General features: G+C 68.7%; 20 protein-coding genes and 1 pseudogene. 10 read left to right on the forward strand and 11 right to left on the reverse strand.

Going from position 1 to position 24,595, the window contains the following annotated elements:
• Positions 1–21: 21 nt before the first annotated feature.
• Positions 22–240: a hypothetical protein gene (locus KO481_RS19025; protein ID WP_215918536.1), complete on the forward strand. Its 219-nt coding sequence runs from the start codon at positions 22–24 to the stop codon at positions 238–240.
• Between the two features lie 596 nt (positions 241–836).
• The gene (locus KO481_RS19030) at positions 837–2,078 is read left to right on the forward strand and encodes an MspA family porin (protein WP_372452089.1); all 1,242 of its coding nucleotides are present in this window, start codon (positions 837–839) and stop codon (positions 2,076–2,078) included.
• Between the two features lie 189 nt (positions 2,079–2,267).
• Here KO481_RS19030 and KO481_RS19035 read toward each other — a convergent pair whose 3' ends face one another.
• From KO481_RS19035 to KO481_RS19065, 7 genes and pseudogenes are all read right to left on the reverse strand, one after another.
• The gene (locus tag KO481_RS19035; RefSeq protein WP_215918538.1) at positions 2,268–3,548 is read right to left on the reverse strand and encodes a dihydrolipoamide acetyltransferase family protein; all 1,281 of its coding nucleotides are present in this window, start codon (positions 3,546–3,548) and stop codon (positions 2,268–2,270) included.
• A 12-nt stretch (positions 3,549–3,560) separates the two neighbouring features.
• Entirely contained in the window at positions 3,561–4,547 is a 987-nt protein-coding gene (locus KO481_RS19040; RefSeq protein ID WP_215918880.1) for an alpha-ketoacid dehydrogenase subunit beta, read from the reverse strand.
• 72 nt (positions 4,548–4,619) lie between these two features.
• On the reverse strand, positions 4,620–5,741 hold the full coding sequence (gene pdhA, locus KO481_RS19045; RefSeq protein ID WP_215918539.1) for a pyruvate dehydrogenase (acetyl-transferring) E1 component subunit alpha: 1,122 nt from the start codon (positions 5,739–5,741) through the stop codon (positions 4,620–4,622).
• An 8-nt stretch (positions 5,742–5,749) separates the two neighbouring features.
• Complete coding sequence (gene lpdA / locus KO481_RS19050; protein ID WP_215918540.1) at positions 5,750–7,207, reverse strand: dihydrolipoyl dehydrogenase; 1,458 nt, start codon at positions 7,205–7,207, stop codon at positions 5,750–5,752.
• A 277-nt stretch (positions 7,208–7,484) separates the two neighbouring features.
• On the reverse strand, positions 7,485–8,696 hold the full coding sequence (locus tag KO481_RS19055) for a PucR family transcriptional regulator (RefSeq protein WP_215918541.1): 1,212 nt from the start codon (positions 8,694–8,696) through the stop codon (positions 7,485–7,487).
• Between the two features lie 46 nt (positions 8,697–8,742).
• Positions 8,743–9,713 (reverse strand): annotated as a pseudogene (locus KO481_RS19060) (alcohol dehydrogenase catalytic domain-containing protein).
• Positions 9,714–9,715: 2 nt separating this feature from the next.
• Complete coding sequence (locus tag KO481_RS19065) at positions 9,716–10,900, reverse strand: LLM class flavin-dependent oxidoreductase (RefSeq protein ID WP_215918542.1); 1,185 nt, start codon at positions 10,898–10,900, stop codon at positions 9,716–9,718.
• A 205-nt stretch (positions 10,901–11,105) separates the two neighbouring features.
• Here KO481_RS19065 and KO481_RS19070 point away from each other — a divergent pair, with 205 nt between their 5' ends.
• Positions 11,106–11,741, forward strand: a complete 636-nt coding sequence (locus KO481_RS19070) for a TetR/AcrR family transcriptional regulator (RefSeq protein ID WP_215918543.1) — start codon at positions 11,106–11,108, stop codon at positions 11,739–11,741.
• Positions 11,742–11,823: 82 nt separating this feature from the next.
• Here the strand turns inward: KO481_RS19070 and KO481_RS19075 are convergent, their stop codons facing one another.
• The gene (locus KO481_RS19075; RefSeq protein ID WP_215918544.1) at positions 11,824–12,813 is read right to left on the reverse strand and encodes a sigma-70 family RNA polymerase sigma factor; all 990 of its coding nucleotides are present in this window, start codon (positions 12,811–12,813) and stop codon (positions 11,824–11,826) included.
• A gap of 133 nt (positions 12,814–12,946) precedes the next feature.
• Here KO481_RS19075 and KO481_RS19080 point away from each other — a divergent pair, with 133 nt between their 5' ends.
• Positions 12,947–13,345: a pyridoxamine 5'-phosphate oxidase family protein gene (locus KO481_RS19080; protein WP_215918545.1), complete on the forward strand. Its 399-nt coding sequence runs from the start codon at positions 12,947–12,949 to the stop codon at positions 13,343–13,345.
• Here KO481_RS19080 and KO481_RS19085 read toward each other — a convergent pair whose 3' ends face one another.
• Positions 13,346–14,845: a PucR family transcriptional regulator gene (locus KO481_RS19085; protein ID WP_215918546.1), complete on the reverse strand. Its 1,500-nt coding sequence runs from the start codon at positions 14,843–14,845 to the stop codon at positions 13,346–13,348. It lies immediately after the preceding gene.
• Between the two features lie 275 nt (positions 14,846–15,120).
• Here KO481_RS19085 and KO481_RS19090 point away from each other — a divergent pair, with 275 nt between their 5' ends.
• The 6 genes from KO481_RS19090 (at position 15,121) to KO481_RS19115 (ending at position 22,927) form a co-directional block, all read left to right on the forward strand.
• Complete coding sequence (locus tag KO481_RS19090) at positions 15,121–15,990, forward strand: FAD binding domain-containing protein (RefSeq protein ID WP_215918547.1); 870 nt, start codon at positions 15,121–15,123, stop codon at positions 15,988–15,990.
• Positions 15,990–16,463 carry a (2Fe-2S)-binding protein gene (locus tag KO481_RS19095; RefSeq protein WP_215918548.1) on the forward strand — a complete coding sequence of 158 codons (474 nt, stop codon included), beginning with the start codon at positions 15,990–15,992 and terminating at the stop codon, positions 16,461–16,463. Before KO481_RS19090 ends, KO481_RS19095 begins: the two co-directional genes overlap by 1 nt.
• A complete protein-coding gene (locus KO481_RS19100) occupies positions 16,460–17,806 on the forward strand; it encodes an 8-oxoguanine deaminase (protein ID WP_215918549.1) in 1,347 nt (448 codons plus the stop codon). Before KO481_RS19095 ends, KO481_RS19100 begins: the two co-directional genes overlap by 4 nt.
• The gene (locus tag KO481_RS19105) at positions 17,806–20,136 is read left to right on the forward strand and encodes a molybdopterin cofactor-binding domain-containing protein (RefSeq protein WP_215918550.1); all 2,331 of its coding nucleotides are present in this window, start codon (positions 17,806–17,808) and stop codon (positions 20,134–20,136) included. Before KO481_RS19100 ends, KO481_RS19105 begins: the two co-directional genes overlap by 1 nt.
• Before the next feature lie 172 nt (positions 20,137–20,308).
• Positions 20,309–21,748, forward strand: a complete 1,440-nt coding sequence (locus KO481_RS19110; protein ID WP_215918551.1) for an NCS2 family permease — start codon at positions 20,309–20,311, stop codon at positions 21,746–21,748.
• 6 nt (positions 21,749–21,754) lie between these two features.
• A complete protein-coding gene (locus KO481_RS19115; protein ID WP_215918552.1) occupies positions 21,755–22,927 on the forward strand; it encodes an XdhC family protein in 1,173 nt (390 codons plus the stop codon).
• 128 nt (positions 22,928–23,055) lie between these two features.
• Here the strand turns inward: KO481_RS19115 and KO481_RS19120 are convergent, their stop codons facing one another.
• Positions 23,056–23,991 (reverse strand): LLM class flavin-dependent oxidoreductase, encoded by a 936-nt coding sequence (locus tag KO481_RS19120; RefSeq protein ID WP_308166679.1) that lies wholly within the window; start codon positions 23,989–23,991, stop codon positions 23,056–23,058.
• 111 nt (positions 23,992–24,102) lie between these two features.
• Complete coding sequence (locus KO481_RS19125) at positions 24,103–24,549, reverse strand: MarR family winged helix-turn-helix transcriptional regulator (RefSeq protein ID WP_215918553.1); 447 nt, start codon at positions 24,547–24,549, stop codon at positions 24,103–24,105.
• Between the last annotated feature and the right edge of the window lie 46 nt (positions 24,550–24,595).

Consider the following 24,595-nt stretch of genomic DNA (forward strand, 5'->3'; position numbering starts at 1 on the left):
GGAAGCGCAATCGAAGGCACGATGTTCGGCAACGCCACCGGCGGCACGATACTCGGCAATCGCATCGCCAGCGGGCGGTCGCGTGGCGCGAGAATGCTCGGCGACGATAGCGGGGACGCTGGTGTCGGTGGCGCGGCCGGTGCGGCATCCACGGAGGATGCATTGGTTTGTCCGGTTCCGAGAACAACCGCCAGCGGCAGCATGCTCGCAACCAACATCGAACTCGATATCCACCGATGACCAGTTTCCAACATTCCGCCTCCTGGACGCTACGTCTTCTTGTTCCTGGGTCCCGACCTCGAGTGTTTGTCGCAATTTCTGGTGCGGACAGTCTAGGCTCGGTCACGGCAACCCCGGCGGAGAACTGCGAGAACTGCTAGCTCGGCGTGTTTCTGGCCTATGGCGGCACGTCGGGTGGGCGCCGGTCGATCGAGAGCTATTGTCCGAGAGATGGATCAACGGCGCAGGTGGTCGCGTCACCAAGAAAAGGCTGAGTAACGGAAAGACTGCGCGCCGCAGCGAATTTGGTGCTTCATCACCGACACGCCTGCCGCTTCTGAGCACTCGGCCGATTTTTCGCTACTCTTGCCATTCGACAGCTACGTAGGGTTGTAGCTGAGTGGGGCTGTTCATGTGATTTCGCGCTGATGTGGATCCGCTTCGAAAGAGCAGGTATGCGACCTCCATTCGCCGTTATGGCGGCCGGCACGATCGCCGCCATCCTGGCCACAGTGACCCTGTGGTCCGGCGGCACCGAGCCGAGCCGGGCCCAACAGCCGCCGCCACCACCACGGCGGGGCGGGGACGCATCCGGTGCGGGAATTCATTTGACGACAATGGTAGAAAATGTCAGAGCCGATCCCCCTGGTGACCGGACGCCGAACTACCTCATGACGTTCTCGCATGCCGCGCAGATGTCCGGTAACTTCTCGGTGAACGTGGGAGGTAAGGGGGTGACCTCCGGACAGGCCGTCGCGGGGTTCATCCTCGGCTGCGGGATCAGCGTGTCCGGCGGTGTCACTGTCGGCATCGATCCCAGTCAAGGACTGTCAGCCAGTATCTCGCCGTCGTTCACCCCACCCACTGTGTCGGTCAGCCCACCGAGCGACAGCGTCAGCGCGCCGAGTGCGGCTGTTGCGCCGAGTTCAGCTGCTGCGTCGAGTTCAGCTGCTGCGTCGAGTACGACTGTTGCGCCGACTACGGTCGCTGCGCGGACTACGGCTGTTGCGCCGAGTGCGGCTGCCGCGCCGAGTTCGGCTGTCGCGCCGAGTACGATTGCCGCGCCGAGTTCGGCTGTCGCGCCGAGTTCGGCTGTCGCGCCGAGTACGGCTGCCGCGCCGAGTACGGCTGCCGCGCCGAGTACGGCTGCCGCGCCGAGTACGGCTGCCGCGCCGAGTACGATTGCCGCGCCGAGTACGATTGCCGCGCCGAGTACGATTGCCGCGCCGAGTTCGGCTGTCGCGCCGAGTTCGGCTGTCGCGCCGAGTTCGGCTGTCGCGCCGAGTTCGGCTGTCGCGCCGAGTACGGCTGCCGCGCCGAGTACGGCTGCCGCGCCGAGTACGGCTGCCGCGCCGAGTACGGTCGCTGCGCCGAGTACGGCTGTCGCGCCGAGTATTACTCTCAGACCGGGAACGACCCTCAGATCGGGGACGACTGTCGCATCAGGAACGACCCTCCCACTGGGGACGATTGTCGCACCGGGGCCGGTGATTCCGCAGAGTTCCGCCGCTAGCGCCCCCAGCGTGTCGATCACCCCGCCCAGCGCATCGATCAGCACGCCCAGCGCATCGATCACCCCGCCCAGCTTTACGCTCGGGCCGAGCATCGGTGGGAGCTTGGGCGTGTCACAAGAGTTGGCGGGCACCTTGTCACCGGGCCAGGTCACCACCGTTCAGACGGCGACGAGCACTCTGGACAACAACACCACGTTTCCGTACACCATCTCTTTCAACAACGCCCCATTGAACATCGCCCAGTGTGCGTCGCCGGTATCGGCTGTCCCCTTCGTCAGCGCAACGATAAGCACCACAGCGGGAACAGTGCAGACCACCGGCTACGGCCAACAGTTCACCTTCTGAACCGTAGCCGTTTCGCCACGGTCCTCGGTATCGGTTACCCCACCAGCGGCTGAACCGCAGCAGGGCCTGAGGACGCCAGGCATACGGCGCCCTCAGGCCGAATCGCCACGGGCACAACCCGAAACGACTGGTAGCTGGTACCACCGCCGGCACAACACCACAGCCCGCCGGAGGTCCGTTCGACACCAGCTAGGTGACGATGCGCAGCGGGTGCTCGGCCAGATCCTTCAACTGCTGCAGGAACTTCGCTGCGATCGCGCCGTCGATGGCGCGGTGGTCGGCGGACAGGGTGACGCGCAGGATCTTGCGCGAGACGACCTCGCCGTCCTCGAGGCGGAGCTCGTCGCTCGCGCCGCCGACCGCCAGGATCGCCGATTCGGGCGGGTTGATCACCGCGGTGAACTGCTCGATGCCGAACATGCCAAGGTTGGAGATGGTAAAGGTGCCGCCCTGCATCTCCTCGGCGCGCAGCTTGCGATCGCGGGCGCGCCCGGCCAGATCGCGGCTCTGCGCGGCGATCTCCGACACGCTCTTGCGGTCGGCGTCGCGGATCACCGGCACCAGCAGCCCGGCCGGGGTCGCCACCGCGATGCCGAGGTGAATTCCCTTGTGCTGCAGCAGCTTGTCACCGGCAAAGCTGACGTTGACCGCGGGGTCCGTGCGCAGCGTCGAGGCGACCGCCTTGACCAGCAGGTCGTTGACGCTGACCTTGCCCTTGCCGGCGGCCTCCAGCGTGGCATTGATCTGCACCCGGAAGGCGAGCAGCTCGGTGACATCGATCGCGCTGGTCAGATAGATGTGCGGGGCCTGCTGCTTGCTCTCGGTGAGGCGGGTGGCCGAGACCTGCTGAATCCGGGTCAGCGGGATCTCGTCGTACTCGCCCGAGGGGACGGCGGTGGGGGCCGGCGTCACGGGGGGCGAGGCGGCCGGCGCGGTGGCCACCGGCGCGGATACCGCGGTGCGCGAGGCGGATTCGACGTCGTTGCGGGTGATCCGCCCGCCCGGGCCGGTGCCGGTGACGGTCGCGATGTCGACGCCGAGCTCGCGGGCGACCTTGCGCGCCAACGGCGACGACTTGCGGCGTTCGCCGGCGGCCGGCGCGGGGGCGGGCTCGGGAACCGATGCCGGGGCAGGAGTGCTGGGCGCGGGGGCGACGGCAGCGGCGGAATCCGCGGCGCCGCCGGTCGCGGCCGGATTCCCCACGGCCGGTGCGCTTGTGGCGCTCGCGGCCCCGCTGCCGTCCCCGACCAGTGCGATCGGCTCACCGATCGGCACCCGGGCTCCCGCGTCGGCGAGGATCTGTTCGAGCACCCCGTCGTCGTAGGCCTCCAGCTCCATCAGCGCCTTGTCGGTCTCGATCTCGGCGATGACCTCGCCGCGCGCGACCGGATCGCCCACCTTCTTGAGCCACGACGCGATGACGCCGTCCTCCATGGTGTCCGAGAGGCGGGGCATGGTGATTTCAGGCATGAGTCTCTCCTCTCAGCTCCGTCGGCGGCCCACGGCCGCAAGGGTTTCCACGGCCGCGGTGTACAGCGAGTCCGCGGAGGGCAGCGCGATGCGCTCGAGCGGCTTGGCGTAGGGCAGCGGCACCTCGGCCATCGCGACGCGGCGCACTGGGGCGTCGAGGTAGTCGAAGGCGCCGTCGGAGATGGACGCCGCGAGCTCCGCGCCGATGCCGTAGGTGAGCCAGTCGTCCTCGCCGATGACCGCGCATCCGGTCTTGCGCACGGACGCGACGAGCGTGTCGCGATCCAGCGGGCGCAGGCTGCGCAGGTCGATGACCTCGGCCGAGATGCCCTCGGCGGCAAGGCGTTCGGCCACCTGGGTGCAGACCGTGGCCATGCGGGAATAGCCGATCAGGGTGATGTCGGTGCCCTCGCGGGTCACCTTGGCCTTGCCGATCTGGATCGGCTCGGGATCCTCCGGCACCTCGCCCTTGGTGTTGTAGAGCGAGAGGTTCTCCAGGAACAGCACCGGATCGTCGTCCTCGATGGACGCTTTGAGCAGTCCGGCCGCGTCGGCGGGGGTGCTGGGTGCCACGACCTTCAAGCCGGGTACGAACGCGTAGTACAGCTCGATGTTCTGCGAGTGGGTGGCGCCCAGCTGCTGGCCGCCGCCACCGGGTGTGCGGATGACCATCGGCACATTGGTCTGCCCGCCGAACATGCCGTAGATCTTGGCGGCATGGTTGACGATCTGATCCAGGGCCAGCAGTGAGAAGTTGATCGTCATGATCTCCACGACCGGGCGCAGCCCGAGCATGGCCGCGCCGATCGCGGCGCCGACGAAACCCTCCTCGGCGATCGGGGTGTCGCGCACGCGCTTCTCACCGAATTCGGCCAGCAGGCCGGCGGTGATCTTGTAGGAGCCCTCGAAGACGCCGATCTCCTCGCCGATCAGGAAGACGTCGTCGTCGCGTCGCATCTCCTGACGCAGGGTTTCGCGAAGGGCCTCGCGATAGCTAATGACAGGCACGGTTTACCTCAGACACGGGAATGGTGGGCCGACCGAGTAGCGGAGTCGGCGGGGTGGGTGGCTTCAGCGGAACAGCGGGTCGGCGGGCAGGCGGCGCTGCTCTCCGGGCACCGGGGTCGCGTACGTGTAGTCGAACAGGCTCGACGGATCCGGATGCGGGCTGGAGTCCGCGAATTCGACCGCGGCGGCGACACTCTCGCGCACCTCGGCCTCGACCGCCTCGGCCGACTCCTCGGTGAGGACGCCCGCCTCCAGCAATCGGCTGTGCCACAGCGCGATCGGGTCGTGCTCGCGGGCGGTCTCCACCGCCTCGGTGGTGCGGTACTTGGCCGGGTCGACCACCGAGTGGCCCTTGAGCCGGTAGCTGACCGCCTCGAGCAGCGCCGGTTTGCCCTCGCGCCGCGCCCCCTCGATGAGCTCGCTCGCGACGTCGCGCACGGCCAGCACATCGGTGCCGTCCACGCGCTCGCCACGCATGCGGTAGGAGGCCGCGCGCTTGTACAGATCCGGTTCGGCCGAGGACTTCTCGACCGTGGTGCCCATGCCGGTCTGGTTGTTGATCACCAGGAACACCACCGGCAGATTCCACAGCGCGGCGATGTTCAGCGACTCGTGGAACGCGCCGATATTCGTTGTGCCCTCACCCATCTGGCACACCACGACGTCGTCGTCGCCGCGGTAGTCGATCGCGAGGGCCGCGCCGATCGCGAGCGGAACCTGGCCGCCCACAATGGCATAGCCGCCCAGCAGCCGGGTGGCGGTGTCGTACATGTGCATCGAACCGCCCCAGCCCTTGGAGGTGCCGGTGGAGCGGCCGTACAGCTCGGCCATGACGCGGCCCGGCTCGATGCCCTTGGCCAGCGCGTAACCGTGCTCGCGGTAGTTGGTGAACAGGTAGTCGGTCGGGCGCATGGCCGCGCCCATGCCGACGACGGTGGCCTCCTCGCCGAGATTGAGGTGGCAGTAGCCGCCGATCTTGGCCTGCTGGTACGCCTGCGCGGTGCGCTCCTCGAAGCGGCGCACGAACAGCATGTCGCGGTACAGCTCGCGCAGGCGGTCGGGGCTCTCGCCGCCGAAGGGGGGCTCGGCGAGGTCGGTTCCGGTGGTGGACTTGGTATTCGCGTTCGGCGCGGCGGGGCGGGTGGCCTTGCGCGCGGCCTTGCGGGGTGCGGTGGTGGTGGTCACGATGCTCCTCAACGCTTGCGGGGCGGCGCGATGTGGACCGGCAGCCCGAGCCCGGCCAGGGCCGTCTCCATGCCGATCTCGCCGAGGGTGGGGTGGGCGTGGATGGTGTCGGCGAGCTCCTCGAGGGTGGCCTCGAGCGAGATCGCCAGGGCCCCTTCGGCAATCAGGTCGCTGGCCGACGGGCCGATGATGTGCACGCCGAGCACCTCCTGATGCTGCTGCCCGGCAACGATCTTTACGAATCCCTCGGTCTCCCCGAAGGTCTTGGCCCGGCCCAGCGCCGCGAACGGGAATTTCGCGGTGACGACCTCGTGCCCGGCCGCGCGGGCGGCCTCCTCGGTCAGGCCCACGCTGGCGATCTCGGGGTGGGTGAAGGTGGCGGCGGGGATCACCGCGTAGTCGATGCGCGCGTCGTGCCCGGCGATGGCGTCGGCGGCGGTCAGGCCCTGATGGGAGGCGACGTGCGCCAGCAGTGCCTTGCCGGTGACGTCGCCGATGGCGTAGATGTGCTCGACACCGGTGCGCAACTGCTCGTCGACGGGAATGAAACCCCGTGCGTCGGTGGCGATTCCGGCGGTATCCAGGCCCAGCTCGGCGGTGTTGGGGCGGCGGCCGACGCCGACCAGCACGACGTCCGCGTCGATCTCGCGCGCCTGCGGGCCGCCGACGGTGACGCGCAGGCCGTCGGTGGCCTGCGCGATGCCGCTGACCGTGGAGCCGGTGAGCACGGTGATGCCGCGCTTGCCGAACGAGCGGCCCAGCGCGGTACCGATCTCCTTGTCCTCCAACGGAACCAGGCGATCCTGCATCTCGACGACGGTGACCTCGCTGCCGAAGGTGTGGAACAGGCTGGCCCATTCCGCGCCCACGGCGCTGCCGCCGATGACGACCAGGCGCCGGGGCACCTCGGTCAGCCCGAACGCGCCGTCGGAGGTGATCACGCCCGGCAGGTCCGCGCCCGGCAGGGGCAGCTGGGCGGGCACCGAACCAGTCGCGACGATCACGTCGGCGGCGGTGATCTCGCGGATCGCGGTCGCGGTCGGGGCGGCGGCGTAGCGCGGGCCGCCCTCGAAGATCGGCGAGGTTCCAGCCTCGAACACCTGCACGGTTGTCGGTCCGGTGAAGCGTGCGTGGCCCTCGATCACCGTGACGCCGTTGGCCTTCAGCAGGCCCGCGACACCGTCGGTGAGCTCCTTGACGATGCCGTCCTTGCGCTGGCGCACGGCGGCGAAATCGAAGCGGACGTTGTCGGCGTACACGCCGAAATCCGCTGCGCTGGAAAGGGTCTGGAAGACCTCGGCGGATCGCAGCATGGCCTTGGTGGGTATGCAGCCCCAGTTCAGGCACACCCCGCCCGGCCGCTCCTTCTCCACCAGCCCCACCGACAGCCCGCGCTGGGCCGCGCGGATGGCGGCAACATAGCCGCCGGGACCGCCGCCGATCACCAAAAGATCGAATTCCGGCACTCGTGGTGCTCCTCGTCTCGAACGAATACGACCCTGTACCGGTTGTGGTGTGGGTCATCCTGACCGAGTGTCGTCGCTACCGAGTGCACAAACAATGACTCACAAGCCTAGGAATCGTATCCGCTAATTGGGCGCAGCGCCCAATTAGTACTCGTGAGTACGGTCGCGATGAGACCACCGGGTTGTCCGGCTTCCGGGCTCGGGCCACCCGTTATGCCGATATATGTCAACCGTTGTTCAGGCGTGGCGGGAGTTGGTGTGCGGGAGGTTGCGGCGCTCAGGTCGCGGCGTCGTCGAGGCCCAGCGCGGTGAGCGCGAGGGACAGTTCGAGCTGGGTGCGCGGGCCGTCGAGCGAGCGGTCGAGCAGGGTGGAGATGCGGGCGAGTCGGTTGATCACGGTGTTGCGGTGGCAGTGCAGGCGCGGTGCGGCGTTGGCGGCCGAGCAGTTCTGCGCCAGCCACACCGAGAGGGTGCGCAGCAGCACCTCGCGTTCGCGGCCCGGGAGGTCGAGTATGGGGCCGAGCGTGTGAGTGAGTAGCAGATCGGTGAGGTCGGGGGAGCGGACCAGCAGGGCCTCGGGATAGCGCTCGTCCAGCGATACCAGGCCGGTCGCCTCGGCGGGCATGGTCTGCAACGCGATCAGGGCCAGAGCGTGCGCCGAATCCACTTGAGCCAGACCGGGAACCGTCGGGGACGCTCCGGCGCGTCCCCGCACCTGTGGCCGAACCTGTTGCAGCACAGCCGCGGCCGTGCGACTCTCGAGCGAGACCAGCCCGATGGTGGTGTCCACCCGGTCGTGCCAGACCGAGCGAATTCCCGAGGCCGCCAACGCCGTTTCCGACCCCGCGTGCAGGGGCCTGCCCCCGCCGCGGGCCGCGACCACCAGATACGCGCCCTGCGCGGGCAGATTCAGTTCGCGCGCCGCGCGCGCGGCGAAGGCGGCGTCGTGGGCCCGCCCGGCCAGCAGATCCTCGATCAGCGCGTGGCGGCGCCGTTCGTCTCGGCGCACCTGTTCGAGTTCGGTGTTGCGGTAGGAGGTGACCAGCGCCGAGGACAGCCCGTCGATCACCGTCCACATCGCGGTCCCGGCCTCGCGGATCTCCTGCGGCCCAACGCCGTTGGCCGGATCGCCGAGCTCGGCCTGGTCCAGCAGCGCCTCCCAGACGATGCCGCCGCCGAGCCGGAAGGTGCGCAGCATCGCCTCCATGGGCACCCCTTGCTCGGCGCGATGCTTGCCGATCGCGGCGGCCACGTCGTCGTGCTCCGGATCGCTGGTGTCCCCACCGAGCAGATCCAGGATCCGCGTCAGATACCGGCGGCACCCGTCGCGCAGATCCGCGCGCGGCACCGAGGTGTAGTCGGTCCACTCCGGGTTGTCGGTGAAGATCGCCGCCATCAGCCGCCGGGTCATCGCCGTGACGTCGGCCCGGCACGCCCGCGCCAGGCGCCGGGTGCCCGGGGTCGAAAGCGCAGGTTGAGGCGATGCCATAACGCCCAACCCTACCGCTCGGCACCCGGACGGCCCGGGCGCGGTGTCAGCCGCCGGGGCGCACGAGGATCTTCACGTGCTCGCGCGGGTCGCGCAGCGCGGTGAACGCGTCCGCGACGCCGTCCAGGCCGACGCGGCCGGTGATGATCGCCTCGGCGTCGATCTCACCGCTCGCCAGGCGCGCCAGGGTGATGTCGTAGGGCTCGGAGTATGGACCGTGCCCGAAATTGACTGCGATGCGGCGGAATTGGGCGGTCACCGGGATGGTGGTTTCGTCGGAGAATCCGGCGGCCAGTACCCGCCGCCGACCACGCCGTCACCGCCGGCGAGCTCGTTCCACGCCTGGATCGGGTCGCGCTCGCCGGGATCGACGACGATGTCCGCGCCCATCCGCAGGGCCAGCTCCCGGCGCTTGGGCGAGGGCTCCGAGGCGATCACCCGCCGGGCCCCGTGCGCCTTGGCCGCGACGATCGCGCCGTGACCGATGGTGCCGCAACCGATCACGAGCGCCGAGTCCGCGGCCGTGAGCCCGGACTGCTGCACGTGCATCTCCCCGACGTGCAGGGGTTCGGCGAGCGTGGCGTGCTCCAAGGACAACGAATCCGGGACCTTGCGTACCCAGTAGCCGTCGACCACGATCTGTTCGCCGAACGCGCCGTGATACTCGTTGGAGTATCCGATGATCGTGGGAATGCCACTGCCGGTGTCGGTGGCCAGGCCGATTCCGGCGACCCGATCGCCGATCGCGAAATCCGTGACACCGGGCCCGATTTCGGCGATCGTGCCCGCGTATTCGTGCCCCAGGACGACCGGCCTGGCGTTGTCGAAGGTGGCGAGCGGGTAGCCCGCGGCGGCGGCGACATCGACGAACCGGTGTGGATCCTTCGACATGGACAGGTCGCTGCCACAGATTCCGCAGGCGGCCACGGTGATCCGGAGCTGGCCCGGTCCCGGCGCGGGCGGGGCGGGCACGTCGGCGACGGTGAAGGCCCCGTCGAGATACTGCACTGCGCGCATGCTCAGGCTCCCGTCGCGGCGCTCGCGCCGTAATAGTCGGTGTGCGCCTTGGTGATCGCGGTGATCAGCCCGCCCACCAGCTGGTCCCGATGGTCCTCGGCGTACTGCAGGCTCTCCACGCGCCCGCGGTTGCGCTGGTTGAAGTGCGGGACCACCTCGGAGGCGAACAGCTCGAAGCTGCGTTTGGTGTCCTGCCAGCCGGCCATGTCCACGTGCAGGATCAGCAGGGTGCCGAAGCCGCCGGTCTTGTCGATCAGCTGCTGGATCCGGGCGATGGCCTCGTCGGGCGTGCCGATGACCGCCTGGCCGAACTCGCCGAGCGAGTCGTCGCGCCACTGCCCGATGATGCCCGCGGGCGTGTGCGCCCAGTCCGGATCCCGCCCGGTCTGGCGATTGACGTAGGCGGCCATGGACCCGATCCGCCGCGATACCGCGCGCTCGGCCTCGGCCCGGGTCTCGGCCAGGAACATCGGCGTGACCAGCCGCCACGTCGAGCGGTCCGAGGTGTGTCCGTGCTCGGCGCAGACCTTTTCATAGACGTCCCAATTGCGGTCCAGCACATCGAATCCCGCGGGTGAGCTCGCGGCCAGCGACAGCAGCGACAGGCCGTGGGTGCCGGCCAGCACGGACCCGTTGGGCGAGATGGTGGAGGCGGCGGCGATCTCGATTCCGGCCGGATCGTAGGTGGGCAGCTGCGCGCGAGCCTCGCGCAGGGTGAACCAGTCCGTCTGCGCGTCGACCACCTCGCCGCGCAACAGCCGCAGGATCACCTCGAGCGCCTCGCCCTGGCGACGGCGCTGGTCGGAGGGGTCGATGCCCATCATGTGCGCGTCGAGCGGGATCTTGCCGGGGCCCGTGCCGAAGATGATCCGGCCGCGGGTCTGCAGATCGAGCTGCGCGATGCGGTCCGCGGTGACCAGCGGGTGGTGGTACGGCAGCGACACCACGCCGGTGCCGAAGCGGATGCGCGTGGTGCGCTCGGCTGCCGCGGCGATGAAAATATCGGGGGCGGGCACGATTTCGGCCCCGGTGGAGTGGTGTTCACCCATCCACGCCTCGTCGAAGCCGAGGTGGTCCAAATGCTCCATCAGATCGATGTCGCGCCGCAGCTGCAGGGCCGGGTCCGCGTCCAGGGGGTGATAGGGCGCCAGGAATGCGCCGAATCGGAGTGAGGCGGGGTTCCACATGAGGTGTCTCCTCGTCGAGCTGTGCTGTGAGCTGACTCACTGCCTTCCTGTCATTGCTATCATGGATCGACTGATCCAGAAGCTGGAGTCCCGTTCATCGGGAATCTGATCGGATCCAGCATGTAGACAGTGATATTCGAGGTAGTTAGCAGCTCTGTTCGGGCTGTAAAATGGATCAACTGATCCTTGTGGGGAGGCGAAACAGGTGATTGCACCGACAAACCGGCAGGGCGATGTGACCCGCGCCCGGCTGATCAAGACGGCCGAGCGCATGTTCGCCGAGCAGGGCTTGGACGCGGTCTCGGTGCGCGCGGTCAATGCTGCGGCCGGTCTCGGCGCGGCCTCGGTGAACTATCACTTCGGCACCAAGGCGGACCTGCTGGCCGCGGTCCTGCTCGACCTGGGAACCGCTGTGCGCGATGGGATTCGAGCTCGTACCGCGGTGCTGGCGGCGTGCCCCGGCCCGCCCACCGCGCAGGATCTGGTGGATGCGGTCACCGAGCCCTACCGGGAGTTGCTGCGGCGCCATCGCACCCGGGGGATCCGCTGGGTCAAGATCGTCGCGCAGATGTCGACCCAGAACCATCCCGCCCTCGACGCGACCGAGCACGATCTGCGGTCCGAGCTGCTGGTTCAGGTGCGCCGCGCCTTCCCCGCCACGGATCCGCTGCGGCTGGAGCGGCGCTGGTCGGTGGCCCTTATGGTCTTTCTCCAGGGCCTGAGCCGGGCCGAGGAGTGGAATTCGCGCCGCGGCGCGGTTCCCTCGGCCGACGACCTCGCCGAATACCTCGACGATCAGGTCACATTCCTGGCCGGGGGACTCACCGCCCTGCTCGGCTGAGCGCTGCCGCGCGGGGCCCGGATGCGATGGGCCGCCCCGGCGCTACGGCCCCGGCCTGGCGGCACCGGCGCGGTGGTGGTGCTCACCCGTCGGCGAGGACCGCGTCGAAGCCGCAGTGGCGCACGAGGTCCGGATCTTCGAACACCGAAATGCCGGTGATCGCATCGTCCGTCGTGGTCAGTACCGCGATGCCGAATGCCACGTATGCCCCGTCGGCATCGCGGTGGTAGGCCGCCGCGGCGGGCTGACTGTTGGCCGTCGTGGGCAGCATGCGCCAGTCACCGGGCGCGCCGACCGCCTGGGCGGCCAGGAATGCGCCGCAGGTTCGCTTGCCGGAGAACCAGGTTCGCGAGGGCGGCATCTCGATCACCGCGTCGCGATGCAGGATCTTCTCCAGCGCCGCGGCATCGGAGTTCTCGAACGCCGAGATGTACTCCGCCAGCAGCGCGTGCGCCTGCGAGGTCGTCGGACGGGCCGGTCCGCTCGCGGTCGTGGCGATCTCGCCCAGGTGCGCCCGGGCCCGCTGCAGCGTGCTCTTGACCGCGGCCGGGCTGGTATCCAGCAGTTCGGCTACCTCCGCGGCCGAAAAATTCAGCACCTCGCGCAGCAGCAGCACCGCGCGCTGACGGCCGGACAGATGCTGCAGCGCGCCGATGAGCGCGAGCCGCAGGCTGTCGCGGGTGGCGGCAAGCGTTGCCGGATCGTCGGATTCGGCGGTGATCAGTGAATCCGGTAGCGGGCCCAGCCAGTCGACGTCGCCGTCGGCGGCCGATGGTGCGGCATAAGGGTTTTCGCTGGCGGCGTCCAGCCCGGACGGGAGCACTCGCCGCCCGCGCCGGGTGAGCGCGGTCAGGCAGGCGTTGGTGGCTATCCGGTACAGCCAGGTCCGCATCGAGGACCGCTCCTCGAAATCGGCGTAGGAGCGCCAGGCCCGCAGGTAGGTCTCCTGGACCAGATCCTCGGCATCGTCGAGGGAGCCGAGCATGCGGTAACAGTGTGCCAGCAGCTCGCGCCGGTACGGCTGGGTCCGCCCGGTGAACTCGGCATGCGGTGGGCGGTCCTGCGCCCGCACGATGATCCTCTCTGCCGGGGCGGTCCTCGGGGTCCGAACCGGGCACGAAATTGTTCGCCCCGAGCCGATTCCTTTCCGGGACCGGCGTGGTCTGCCTGTTCGTACCTACCCGACCGACCAAGGTGAGCACATCATGACCACATCCCTGAACACCCTAGCCCGCGAACTGATCGACGGCCCGCATGCGGCGATCCTGTCCACCACCAACTCCGACGGGCGACCGCAGTCCTCGGTGATCTTCGTGAAGGACGACGGCGATACCGTCCTGTTCAGCACGATCAAGGGCCGGTTGAAGACCCGCAACATGCAGCGCGACCCCCGGGTCAGCCTGCTGGTGGTCAGCCGGACGAGCGGGCAGTACGTCGAGATTCGCGGCCATGTGGAGATTGCCGACGATCCTGAGAACATTGTCGGCAACGAGATGTACGCCCGGTATATGGGCGGCGGCTCCCACCCGGACGAACCCGGCGCGGAACGGCTGGCCGTCCGGATCATCCCGGACAAACTCACCACCTACGTGCCGGGAAAGTGATCAGCCCAGGGCCAGCGCCAGGAAGAAGTCCACGCGGTCCTCGAGTCGCGACAGGTCGCGCCCGGTGAGCTCCTCGATGCGGGCGACCCGGTAGCGCAGCGTGTTGACGTGCACGTGCAGCAGTTCGGCACTGCGGGTCCAGGATCCGTTGGTCTGCAGGAACACCTCGAGGGTGTGCACCAGGTCGGCGCCGTTGTCCTGGTCGTAGCTGACCAGCGGGTCCATCAGGCGCAGCCGAAACATCCGCCGCACCTCGTCGGGCACGCTGGACAGCAGCATCATGTGGGTGGCCAGCTCGTCGTGGCCGACCAGGGCGGCGGCCCGCCCGCGCCCGGCGGCCATGCGCCGGGCATAGCGGGCCTCCTCGACCGCGCCGCGCAGGCCCTCGCCGTCCACGACGCCGCTGACCCCGATCGAGAGGTGGGCGCCGGCCAGGCCGGGCTCGAGGGTTTCCAGGGCCCGGCCGATGGAGGTCAGCACCGTATCGTCGGCGGGGATCAGCGCGATCGCCTCGCCGTCGACCACTCCGGCGGCCGGCGTTCTGCCGTAAAGGATTTCGCGCAACAGGGCGCGTAATTCCCTGGGCCGCAATGTATCCTCGGCCGCCGCGGCCACCGCGATATAGCTGTCGGCGACCCCGAGCCCGGTCAGCTCGAGGCGCGAAACGATCTCGGCCGGTTTGGCATCGGAGACGATCAGCTGGATCAGCTCCTCGGCCAGCCGCCCCTCGGCGCTCTGGCGATCGTCGTGGCGCACGCGCTCGAGCGAGGCGATCGCGGCCAGTTCCCCGGCCAGTGCGCGCCGCTGCTCGGGCCAGTCGGAACAGTCCGAATCGAAGACCAGCATCCAGTCCGCCACGCGCGAGGTGCCGTGCTCGTCGACCGCGAACAGCGAATACGGCCGCGGCCCGGTGCGGATGACGCACGGCAGCCGCCGGGCGGACAGGAACGCGGTCACCGTCTGCGCGGGCGGCGCGGCGATCGGCCCGGCCACCACCCGCCCGGTGGTGGACATCACCCAGCAGCGCATGTCCAGATCGCGTTCGATGAGCTCGAGCACCGAGCCCAGTCCGGTCCCGGACACCAATTGGCGGTGCCGGTCCAGGATCGCGGTCAGATCCGCGGCGCGCCCCGTCGACAGCAGCCGGGTGATGCGCTCGGTGACGGTCGCGAAGGCCACCTGTTCGTGCACCCGGAACAGCGGCACCCGGTACTTGCGGCAGGCCTCGATGATGTCCTCGGGCGGCTCGCCGTAGCGGGCGTCACCGGTGGCCAGCGCCGCGACCTTGGCGCGCGCGAGCGCCGCGACGAACGCGTCGCTGTCCTGCGGGCCCGAGCGCCACTGCATGCCGGTGAGCACGAGCTCGCCGCCCGACAGGTAGCGGCTGGGGTCGGGTAGATCCTGAGTGACCACCCACCGCACGAACCGGTCGAGCTCCTCTTCCCCCGTGACGAGCTCCAGTCCCAGATCCGTCATGGCGAGCAGAGAACGTAGACGCATGATCTCGAACGCTAACAGTCCGGATGGTTGCTTGTCTCCGATCCGCAGGTGACAGGCCGGTAACCCGGCTGTCGCATCCGCCGAGCGGGTAACGCCGCCGGGATGGCGATTGGAGATAACCACAAACGATCCGGTGTGAAGCAGCGCACAGTTCGGAGTTCCGGTCGTGGCCGCGGGCGCCCGCCGACAGGTGTACTGGGCCTACACGTTTTATGCCATGGAGGTCAGATGACGGTGCAGCGGTGCACACCTGCGAAAGCCAGGGGGGAGTGACGATGGAATTCCTTCGACCCGAGAACTGGGCCGAAGCGCTCGAATTGCGGGCGGCCCATCCCGAGGCCCGTGCCATTCAGGGCGGCACGGATGTGATGGTCGAGATGAATTTCGATCACAGCCGCCCGGCGGCGCTGCTGGATTTGAATCCGTGCGGTGAGCTGCGGCGCGTCGAGGAAATCGACGGCAAGCTTCGTATCGGCGCGGGGGTGCCGTATGTGAAGATCATTCGTGACTTCGGGTGCCAGGTGCCCGGTCTGGCGCAGGCCTCGCGGACGGTCGGTTCGCCGCAGATTCGCAATCGTGGCACCGTCGGCGGCAATCTCGGCGGCGCTTCTCCGGCCGGTGACGCGCACCCCGCGCTTTTGGCCGCGAATGCGGTGATCGAGGTGGAATCGGCCGCGCGCGGATCGCGCATGATTCCGATCGATGATTTCTATGTGTGGGTGAAGAAGAATGCCCTCGAGGCCGATGAATTGATTCGGGCGATCTGGCTCGAACCGGCGACGGGCCCGCAGTATTTCTCGAAGGTGGGCACCCGCAACGCGATGGTGATCGCGGTGTGCTCTTTCGCGGTCGCATTGCATCCGGAAAGTCGTTCCGCGGGAACAGGAATCGGATCCTCCGGCCCCACCCCGCTGCGCGCCCGCCCGGCCGAGGAATTTCTCGCGCAGGCGCTGCCGTGGGACGACCCGGCTCCACTGGCGGACTCCGTGCTGCGCGAATTCGGCTCGCTGGTCGCCGCGTCGGCCAAGCCCATCGACGACGTCCGCGGCACCGCGGACTATCGCAAGCATGCTCTCTCGGTGATGGCGCGCCGCACCCTCGCCTGGGCCTGGAACGACTTTGCGGCAGAGCGGAGAGCAGCCTGATGCGCGTTAACTTCCAGGTCAATGGGGCCGACGAAACTGTTGATGATGTATGGGAGGGCGAGAGCCTGCTCTACATGCTGCGCGAGCGGATGGGGCTGCCGGGCTCCAAGAACGCCTGCGAGCAGGGGGAATGTGGTTCGTGCACGGTGTACCTGGACGGTGTCCCGGCGTGCGCGTGCCTGGTCGCGGCCGGGCAGGTCGACGGGCGCTCGGTGCGCACGGTGGAGGGCTTGGCGCAGGGGGACAAGCTCGATCCGGTGCAGCAGGCGTTCGTCGACGCCGGCGCGGTGCAGTGCGGTTTCTGCACCCCGGGCCTGCTCGTGCAGACCCACGATCTGATCGAGCGCGTTCCGGAACCCTCCGACGGGGAGATCCGGGAGGCGTTGTCCGGCAACCTGTGCCGCTGTACCGGTTACGAAAAGATTCTCAACGCCGTGCATCTGGCGGCCGAGCGGAAGGCGGCGGCCAAGTGAGCACGGTAGTCATCGAAAACGCTTATATCGCACCGGTTGTCGGCGAGGAGATCGCCAACGGCCACCTGGTGATCGAAAACGGCCGCATCGCCGCGCTCGGTTCGGGCGCCGCCCCCGCCATCGAGGGCGCCGAGCGCATCGACGGCACGGGCACCCTGGTCACTCCCGGCCTGGTCAACACCCATCACCACCTGTACCAGTGGGCCACGCAGGGCCTGTTCCAGGACGCCACCCTCTTCGAGTGGCTGACCGGCCTGTACCGCATCTGGGCGCGCATGGACGCCGAGGCCGTGTACGGCGCGGCGGCGGCGGGGCTGGGCTGGCTGGCGCTGACCGGCTGCACCACCTCGACCGATCACCACTACGTATTCCCCAAGGGCCGTGGCGATCTGTTCGCCGCGGAGATCACCGCCGCCCGCGAGGTCGGCATCCGGTTCCACCCGTGCCGCGGCTCGATGGACCGCGGACAGTCCCACGGCGGCCTGCCGCCGGACGAGTGCGTGGAGACCACCGACGAAATCCTCGCGCACACAGTCGAAATGATCGACACCTACCACGACGCGTCGTTCGATTCGATGCTGCGCGTCGCGGTCGCGCCGTGCTCGCCGTTCTCGGTCAGCGAGACCCTGATGCGCGAATCGGCCGCGCTGGCCCGCGCCAAGGGCGTGCGCCTGCACACCCACCTCGCTGAGACCCTCGACGAGGAGGAGCACTGCATCGAGCAGATGGGTTGCACCCCGGTCGAATACATGGAAAGGATCGGCTGGCTCGGCGACGACGTGTGGTTCGCGCACGCGGTACACCTGCACGACAAGGACATTCAGCGTTTCGCCGACACCGGCTCCGGCTCGGCGCACTGCCCGACCTCCAATGCCCGTCTGGGTGCGGGCATTGCGCGGGTCAAGGATCTGCTCGCCGCGGGCGCCCCGGTCGGCCTCGGCGTGGACGGCAATGCCTCCAGCGAGATGACCGCCATGGCCGGAGAGATGCGCCAGGCGCTGCTGTTCCAGCGCGCCGTGCACGGCCCGAAGGCACTCACCGCGCGGCAGGCGCTGGAGATCGGCACCCTGGGCGGAGCCCGGAACCTGGGCCGCCACAACGAGATCGGCTCGCTCGAGGTCGGCAAGCTCGGCGACATCGCCATGTGGCGCGTCGACGGGTTCTACGCCGCGATCGACGATCCGGTTTGCTCCCTGGTCTTCGGCCCGACCCCGCCGCTGGCGCGGCTGCTGGTCGGCGGCAACACCGTCGTGGACAACGGCGAGCTGCGCACGGCCGACCAGGAACGCCTGGCGCAGGCCGGTGTCGAGGCCCGTCGTCGCTTCCTGCGAGAGGATTCTTGATGACAACGGCACGTACCACGAAGTTTCCGACCGATGTCGCCGCGCCCGGCAAGGACGGCATCGGCGCGAGTCCCCTTCGCCCCGACGGCATTCTGAAGGTGAAGGGCGATTTCGCCTACTCCTCGGACCTGTGGATCGACGGCATGCTCTGGGGCATGACGCTGCGCAGCCCGCACCCGCGCGCACGCATCCTGTCCATCGACATCACCGAGGCGCTGCGGGTGCCCGGCGTCGAGGCCGTCCTCACCCACGAGGATGTGCCGGGCCGCAAGCACTTCGGCCTGGACCACACCTGGGACCAGCCGGTGCTGGCCTTCGACAAGGTGCGTCACCACGGCGAGCCGATCGCGCTGGTGGCCGCCGACCACCCGGAGACCTGCCGCCGGGCGATGGACAAGATCGCCATCGAGTGGGAGGTGCTCGAGCCGATCACCGATCCCGTGGCGGTCATCGAGGACCCGGAAACCCTTGCGGTGCAAGAGCGCGGCGGCATCACCCGCTATCAGCCGGTGTGCGTCGGCGATCTGGAGGTCGGCCGCGCGATGGCCGACGTCGTGATCAGCCAGCAGTACGAGGTCGGCATGCAGGACCAGGCATTCCTGGGCCCGGAGTCCGGCCTTGTCATTCCGACCGAGGACGGCGGCCTCGAGTTCTACGTCGCAACCCAGTGGCTCCATTGGGATTTGACGCAGATCGCCCCGTGCCTGGGCCTGGCCGAGGACCAGATTCGCATGACGCTGGCGGGTGTCGGCGGCGCCTTCGGCGGCCGCGAGGATCTGTCGATGGAGATCCACGCCGGCATGCTCGCGCTGTACACGCGCAAGCCGATCAAGATGGTGTACAACCGCGAGGAGTCCTTCTTCGGGCATGTGCACCGACACCCGGCGCAGATGTGGTACGAGTACGGCGCCACCAACGAGGGCCGGCTGGTCTTCGCCAAGGTGAAGATCGTGCTGGACGGCGGTCCCTACACCTCGGCCACCCTGAACGTCACCGGCAACGCGGCCTCGATGTCCATCGGCCCGTACAAGATCCCGCACGTGGAGGTCGACACCTACGGCGTCTACACCAACAACCCGGTGTGCGGTGCGATGCGCGGATTCGGCGGCGTGCAGGCATGTTTCGCGCACGAGTCGATGATGGACAAGCTCGCCGACACCTTGGGCCTGGACCCGGTACACGTGCGCCAGCTCAATGTGACCGAGCAGGGCGACACCATCGTCACCGGACAGGTACTGCACGCGCCGACGCCGCTGGTGTCGATGCTCGAGCAGGCCAAGGCGCTGCCGCTGCCCGCGGCGGTCGACGCCTCCGACATTCGCAACCTGCCGGGCGCGCTGTCGCAGACCACCCACGGCGAGGGCGTCGTGCGGGGTGTGGGCTACGGCGTGGGCATCAAGAACATCTGCTTCTCCGAGGGTTTCGACGACCTCTCGACCGCCCGAGTGCGGCTCGAGGTCATCGGCGGCGAGCCGGTGGCGCTGGTGCACACCGCGGCCGCGGAGGTCGGGCAGGGCCTGGTGACCGTGGAGGCGCAGATCGCGCGCACCGAACTCGGTATCGAGCGGGTGACCATCCATCCGGCGGACAACGGGGTCGGCAGCGGCGGTTCCACCTCGGCCTCGCGCCAGACCTACATGACCGGTGGCGCGGTGATGAACGCGTGCCGGGCCGTGCGGGATTCGGTGCTCGTACGGGCACGCGCCAAGGGCCTGACCGACGCGGCGAATCTCGTTGGCGGAAAGGTCGTTTCGAACTCCGGTGAGGTGCTCGCGGCACTCGTCGACGTGCTCGATGAGGGGTTTGTCGAGGAGACCCGCGAATACCATCACCACCCGACCACCGGCATGGATCCGGTGACGGGCCAGGGAGACAGCCACACCCAGCTGGCCGTCTGCGTGCACCGCGCTGTGGTGGACGTCGATGTCGATCTCGGTCTGGTGAAGGTCGTCAGCCTGGACGCGGTCCAGGACGTCGGCAAGATCATGAACCGGCTGCAGCTCGAGGGCCAGATCCACGGCGGCGCCGTGCAGGGCCTCGGCCTCGCGGTCATGGAGGAGATCCTGGTCTCCGACGGTAAGGTCCGCAATCCCTCGTTCACCGACTATCTGATTCCCACCATCCTCGATGTGCCCAAGCAGGACCTGGTCATCCTCGAGAACCCCGATCCGCGTGCCCCATACGGGCTGCGCGGCGCCGGAGAGCCGCCCACGCTCTCCTCCACCCCGGCTGTCGTCGCCGCGATCCGCGACGCCATCCGGGCTGCCGGAGGTGCCGGGTACATCAACCGTGTGCCGGTCCGTCCGACGGACATCATCGAAAGCTGTTGATCAACAGGGGTTTCCGGCCCGCCTGAACTCACCCACCCCGCCAGCTCCGCAAGCTCCGCTGGCTACCATCCCCGGGGGACCAAGGGCGGGCCGGAGCCGCACAACCGCAAACCGCACCCAAGTCCGGAGACGGCTCGGACCGCAGGTCGGCTATGCCCAAAGGAGGGCAGCCATGACCCAAGTAGATACCCGCCCCGAAGTCAGCACCGAACCCGGGAGACCGCCGCTGGAGCGGCTGTTCCGGATCCGGGAGCGGGGCAGCACCGTTTCGCGCGAAATTCGCGGCGGTATCACCACTTTCCTAGCGATGGCATACGTCATTCTGCTGGTCCCCCTGATTCTGAGCAGCGCGACCGACATCCACGGTGCGCACCTGGACAAGGCGCAGATCACCACGGCGACAGCATTTGCCGCAGGATTGTCGACAATTCTGATGGGCCTGGTCGGCAACGTGCCGCTGGCCCTGGCGGCGGGCCTGGGCGTGGTGCCCGTGGTCGCCTATCAGGCCGCACCGCATATGACCTGGCCGCAGACGATGGGCCTGGTCGCGCTGATGGGCGTGGTCATCGTGATCATGGCCGCCACCGGCCTGCGGACGATGATCATCAATGCGATTCCGCTGGCGATAAAGAACGCCATCTGTGTGGGAATCGGCCTGTTCATCGCGATGATCGGCCTGGTGTCGGCCGGCGTGGTCGGCCACGGTCCCTCGGACGGGCCGCCGGTGACACTGGGTGTCGGCGGACACCTCGCGGGCTGGCCGGTAGTGGTCTTCGGATTCAGCCTGCTGATGATGCTGGCCCTGTACATCCGCAAGGTGCCGGGCGCGATCCTGATCAGCATCGCGGCCTCGACCGTGCTGGCGATCATCATCAACGCGGTCGCCAAGATTCCGAACAAGGACTGGGGCACAGCGGTTCCCAACGTTCCGCACAACTTCTTCGCGGCGCCGAACTTCGGGCTGATGGCGCACGTCGATCCGGTCGGCGGCTTTCACACCGCCGGCGCGCTGACCGCGGGCGTGGTGCTGTTCACGCTGGTGCTGACGGGATTCTTCGACGCGATGGGCACCGTGTTCGGTGTCTGCGACGAGGCGGGCCTGGTCGACGAGAAGGGCAACATGCCCGGCATGGGCAAGGTGCTGACCCTGGACGGCATCGCCCAGGTGATCGGCGGCGTGTCCGGCGGCGCGGGGGCAACGGTGTACGTCGAATCGGCGACGGGTGTCGGTGAGGGTTCCCGTACCGGTCTGACGAGCCTGGTCAGCGGCGGGCTGTTCGCGGCTGTCATGTTCTTCACCCCGATCGCCGGGGTGGTGCCGATCCAGGCGGCCTCGCCCGCGCTGGTGCTGGTCGGGGCGCTGATGATGACTCAGGCTCGCAAGATCGACTGGAACGACCTGGAGGTCGCCATTCCCGCATTCCTGACCATCGTCGCGATGCCGTTCACCTACTCGATCACCAACGGCGTGGGCGCGGGCCTGATCGCCTACACCGTGATCAAGGCCGCGCGCGGCAAGTTCCGGGAGATCCATTGGCTGGTGTGGGTGGTCACCGCGGTGTTCGCCTGCTACTTCGCCATATCCGGAATCGAAGTACTCCTGAGAGGATAAAGAGGAATGCGTGAGCTGACCGAGCACATTCTCGCGTGGCAGGCCGCCGGCAAGCGGTTCGCCGTCGCCAGCATCGTCGGCGTCACCGGCAGCGCGCCGCGCCCGATCGGGGCCGCGATGGCGGTCGACGAGGACGGCGTCGTCATCGGGTCGATCTCCGGCGGGTGCGTCGAGGGCGCGGTATACGAGTTGTGCCGCGAGGCGCTGGCCACCGGGGTTCCCGTGCGGGAAACGTTCGGCTACAGCGATTCCGACGCCTTCGCGGTCGGATTGACCTGTGGCGGAGTGCTCGAGGTGTTCGTGCACCCGGTCGGCTCACGCGACCACGCTGTTCTCGACAAGGCGCTGCGGACGGAGGAAGCCGTTGCGCTGGTACGGGATACGACCTCCGGCGACATGCTGGCGGTCGGCCCGGACTGGCTCGTGAAGTCCGGGGCGGGCGCACTCGATGAGGGGAGCGCGCCCGGCCCGGTGGCGGCCGCCGATGCCCGGATAGTCGCCGAGGCCCGGGCCATGCTCGACCTCGGCGTCACCGGGATTCGCGTGATCGGCTGCGACGCCGAGGAAGTCACGGTGTTCGTGGAATCCTCGACGCCGCCGCCGCGCATGATCGTCTTCGGCGCCATCGATTTCGCCGCCGCCGTCGCACGAATCGGGAAATTCCTCGGCTATCACGTCACTGTTTGCGACGCCCGGCCGGTCTTCGCCACCAAGGCCCGCTTCCCCGAGGCCGACGAGGTCGTCGTGGACTGGCCGCACCGCTATCTGGAGCAGACGCGCACCGATTCCCGCACGGTGATCTGTGTGCTGACGCACGACGCCAAATTCGATGTGCCCGTGCTGGAGGTGGCCCTGCGCCGCCGCGTCGCGTATGTCGGCGCGATGGGCTCGCGGCGCACCCACCGCGACCGCACCGCCCGGCTGCTCGCCGCCGGGCTGACCGAACCCGAACTGTCCCGGCTGCATTCGCCGATCGGCCTGGACCTGGGCGGGTACACCCCCGAGGAGACGGCCGTGGCCGTCGCGGCGGAGATCGTCGCGGTACGCCGCGGCGGCTCGGGCGCGGAACTGCGCGCCACCGACGCCTCGATCCACCGCCTGCAGCCGGGGGAGACGCTGGGTCCGCCACCCATGGAGTCCACGCTGGAGCCGGCCCGGACCGTCCTTCCCGCAAGGTAATTCGTCGGCACTGACGGGGTGATCCGGGTGCGCCGCCCGGGCTATAGGGCGAACGCCCCGCGGTGAATAGTACTGCCTCGCACGGTACCAACTCCGCCTCGCCGAACCGCTCGGTGATTTCGGTGCCGCTATATCAGCTGCGTGACGCGGTCCAGCTGGGTGGCGAACGAATCGGGTGTGATCGCGGCGATTCGGATGAGCAGGTGCCGCGCGCCCGCATCGACGTACCGGTTCAGTTGTGCGGCAACCTCATTCGCGGATCCGGTCAGCATCACCTGGATCTGCCCGACCTGTTCCAGCGGCATGCGGTAGTTAGCCTCGCAGAAGGCCGCCAGGGCGGCGCGGCCGCGCTCGGCGTCGTCGTCGATGAAGACCGTCGCGAAAAGAGCTGGGGTGATGTCCTTCTCGTCGCGCCCGGCCTCGGCGCTCGATGCGTGGATCGCCTCGAGTCCCGTGGCGTAGTCGGAAACCTCGGGCGGATAGGGGAGCCAGCCGTCGTAGAGGCGGCCGGTGCGTCTCAGGGCGGCCGGGGTGATGCCGCCCAGCCAGATCGGCGGGCCGCCGGGGCGATGCGGGCTCGGCACCTCGGGGAGCCAGTCGTAGTGTAAAACCTTGCCGTGGAAGGGGTTCGAGTCTCCCGACCACAGCTGCCGCCACAGCCGGACGGTGTCGTCGAGCTGGGAGAAGCGCGTCCGGAATTCCACCCGGGACAGCTCGAACTCGTTCTCGCTCAGGCCCGGGAATCCGGCCCCGACACCCAGCACGAGTCGTCCCCGCGACAGCAGGTCGAGCGATGCGATCGTCAGCGCGGTGTGCACCGGCTGCCGGTAGGCGGGCATGAGTATCGCCGTGCCGAGCGTGATCCGCTCGGTGACCGCGGCTGCGGCCGCGAGCAGGGTCAGCGGCTCGATGCGCGCCCGGCGCAGCGAATCGCCCACCCAGATCGAATCGAATCCCTGTCGCTCCGCGGTCACCACCAGGTCCAGCAGCGCGGCGGCCGACCCGCCGGCCTGGAGCTGAGCCTGACCGGCGGGAAGCAGTAGTCCGTATCGAATATCGTTCACGCGCTCAACAATCCGCCGGGCGCGCCGCATGGACAATTCACTGCAGGGTATGACGGCCGGGATAGGCCTTTCCGGGACGGGTCGCCCGGGAGAGCCCGATGACCGCAATGCTCAGGCCGGATCCCCCGGCTCGAGGGCGGCCAGCAACTCCCGCAACGTTTCTCGCTGCGCCGACGACAGCGCCGCGAACGTCTCGCTGGCGGCATCGCGGCGCGCCTGCGACATCCGGGTGAGGGTGCGGCGGCCCGCGTCGGTGGGGGACACCAACGTGGAGCGGCGATTCGCCGGGTCCGGCGCACGAGTGACCAGGCCCGCGGACACCAGCGCATCCACGACCGTGGTGGCCGATCGGGGCACGATGCCCAGGCGATCGGCGAGTGCGGACATGCGCAGCGGATCGGGATCCTGGCCGATGATGCGCAGCGCCCTGCTCTGGGCGGGCGTCAGGCCCAGGGGGGCGAGGCGGGCCATCTGATTGCGCCGGATGCGCTTGCTGGTCCGCAGGAACAGTTCGGGCAGATCGATCTCCGCGGCGTCGGTCCGAGTGGCTTCACCCATAATTCTGAGCTTAGCTCACTGTTCTGTGGAATAATTGTGAGCCAAG

The sequence above is a fragment of the Nocardia albiluteola genome, from assembly GCF_018860155.1.
Taxonomy (GTDB): Bacteria; Actinomycetota; Actinomycetes; order Mycobacteriales; family Mycobacteriaceae; genus Nocardia; species Nocardia albiluteola.

Coding starts and splice junctions, on each gene's coding strand:
- KO481_RS19085 (WP_215918546.1), bottom strand. CDS start 14,845: ATGCGTCTACGTTCTCTGCTCGCCATGACGGATCTGGGACTGGAGCTC.
- KO481_RS19065 (WP_215918542.1), bottom strand. CDS start 10,900: ATGTGGAACCCCGCCTCACTCCGATTCGGCGCATTCCTGGCGCCCTAT.
- KO481_RS19055 (WP_215918541.1), bottom strand. CDS start 8,696: ATGGCATCGCCTCAACCTGCGCTTTCGACCCCGGGCACCCGGCGCCTG.
- KO481_RS19090 (WP_215918547.1), top strand. CDS start 15,121: ATGGAATTCCTTCGACCCGAGAACTGGGCCGAAGCGCTCGAATTGCGG.
- KO481_RS19080 (WP_215918545.1), top strand. CDS start 12,947: ATGACCACATCCCTGAACACCCTAGCCCGCGAACTGATCGACGGCCCG.
- KO481_RS19035 (WP_215918538.1), bottom strand. CDS start 3,548: ATGCCTGAAATCACCATGCCCCGCCTCTCGGACACCATGGAGGACGGC.
- KO481_RS19115 (WP_215918552.1), top strand. CDS start 21,755: ATGCGTGAGCTGACCGAGCACATTCTCGCGTGGCAGGCCGCCGGCAAG.
- KO481_RS19105 (WP_215918550.1), top strand. CDS start 17,806: ATGACAACGGCACGTACCACGAAGTTTCCGACCGATGTCGCCGCGCCC.
- KO481_RS19125 (WP_215918553.1), bottom strand. CDS start 24,549: ATGGGTGAAGCCACTCGGACCGACGCCGCGGAGATCGATCTGCCCGAA.
- KO481_RS19025 (WP_215918536.1), top strand. CDS start 22: ATGTTCGGCAACGCCACCGGCGGCACGATACTCGGCAATCGCATCGCC.
- KO481_RS19110 (WP_215918551.1), top strand. CDS start 20,309: ATGACCCAAGTAGATACCCGCCCCGAAGTCAGCACCGAACCCGGGAGA.
- KO481_RS19030 (WP_372452089.1), top strand. CDS start 837: ATGGTAGAAAATGTCAGAGCCGATCCCCCTGGTGACCGGACGCCGAAC.
- KO481_RS19095 (WP_215918548.1), top strand. CDS start 15,990: ATGCGCGTTAACTTCCAGGTCAATGGGGCCGACGAAACTGTTGATGAT.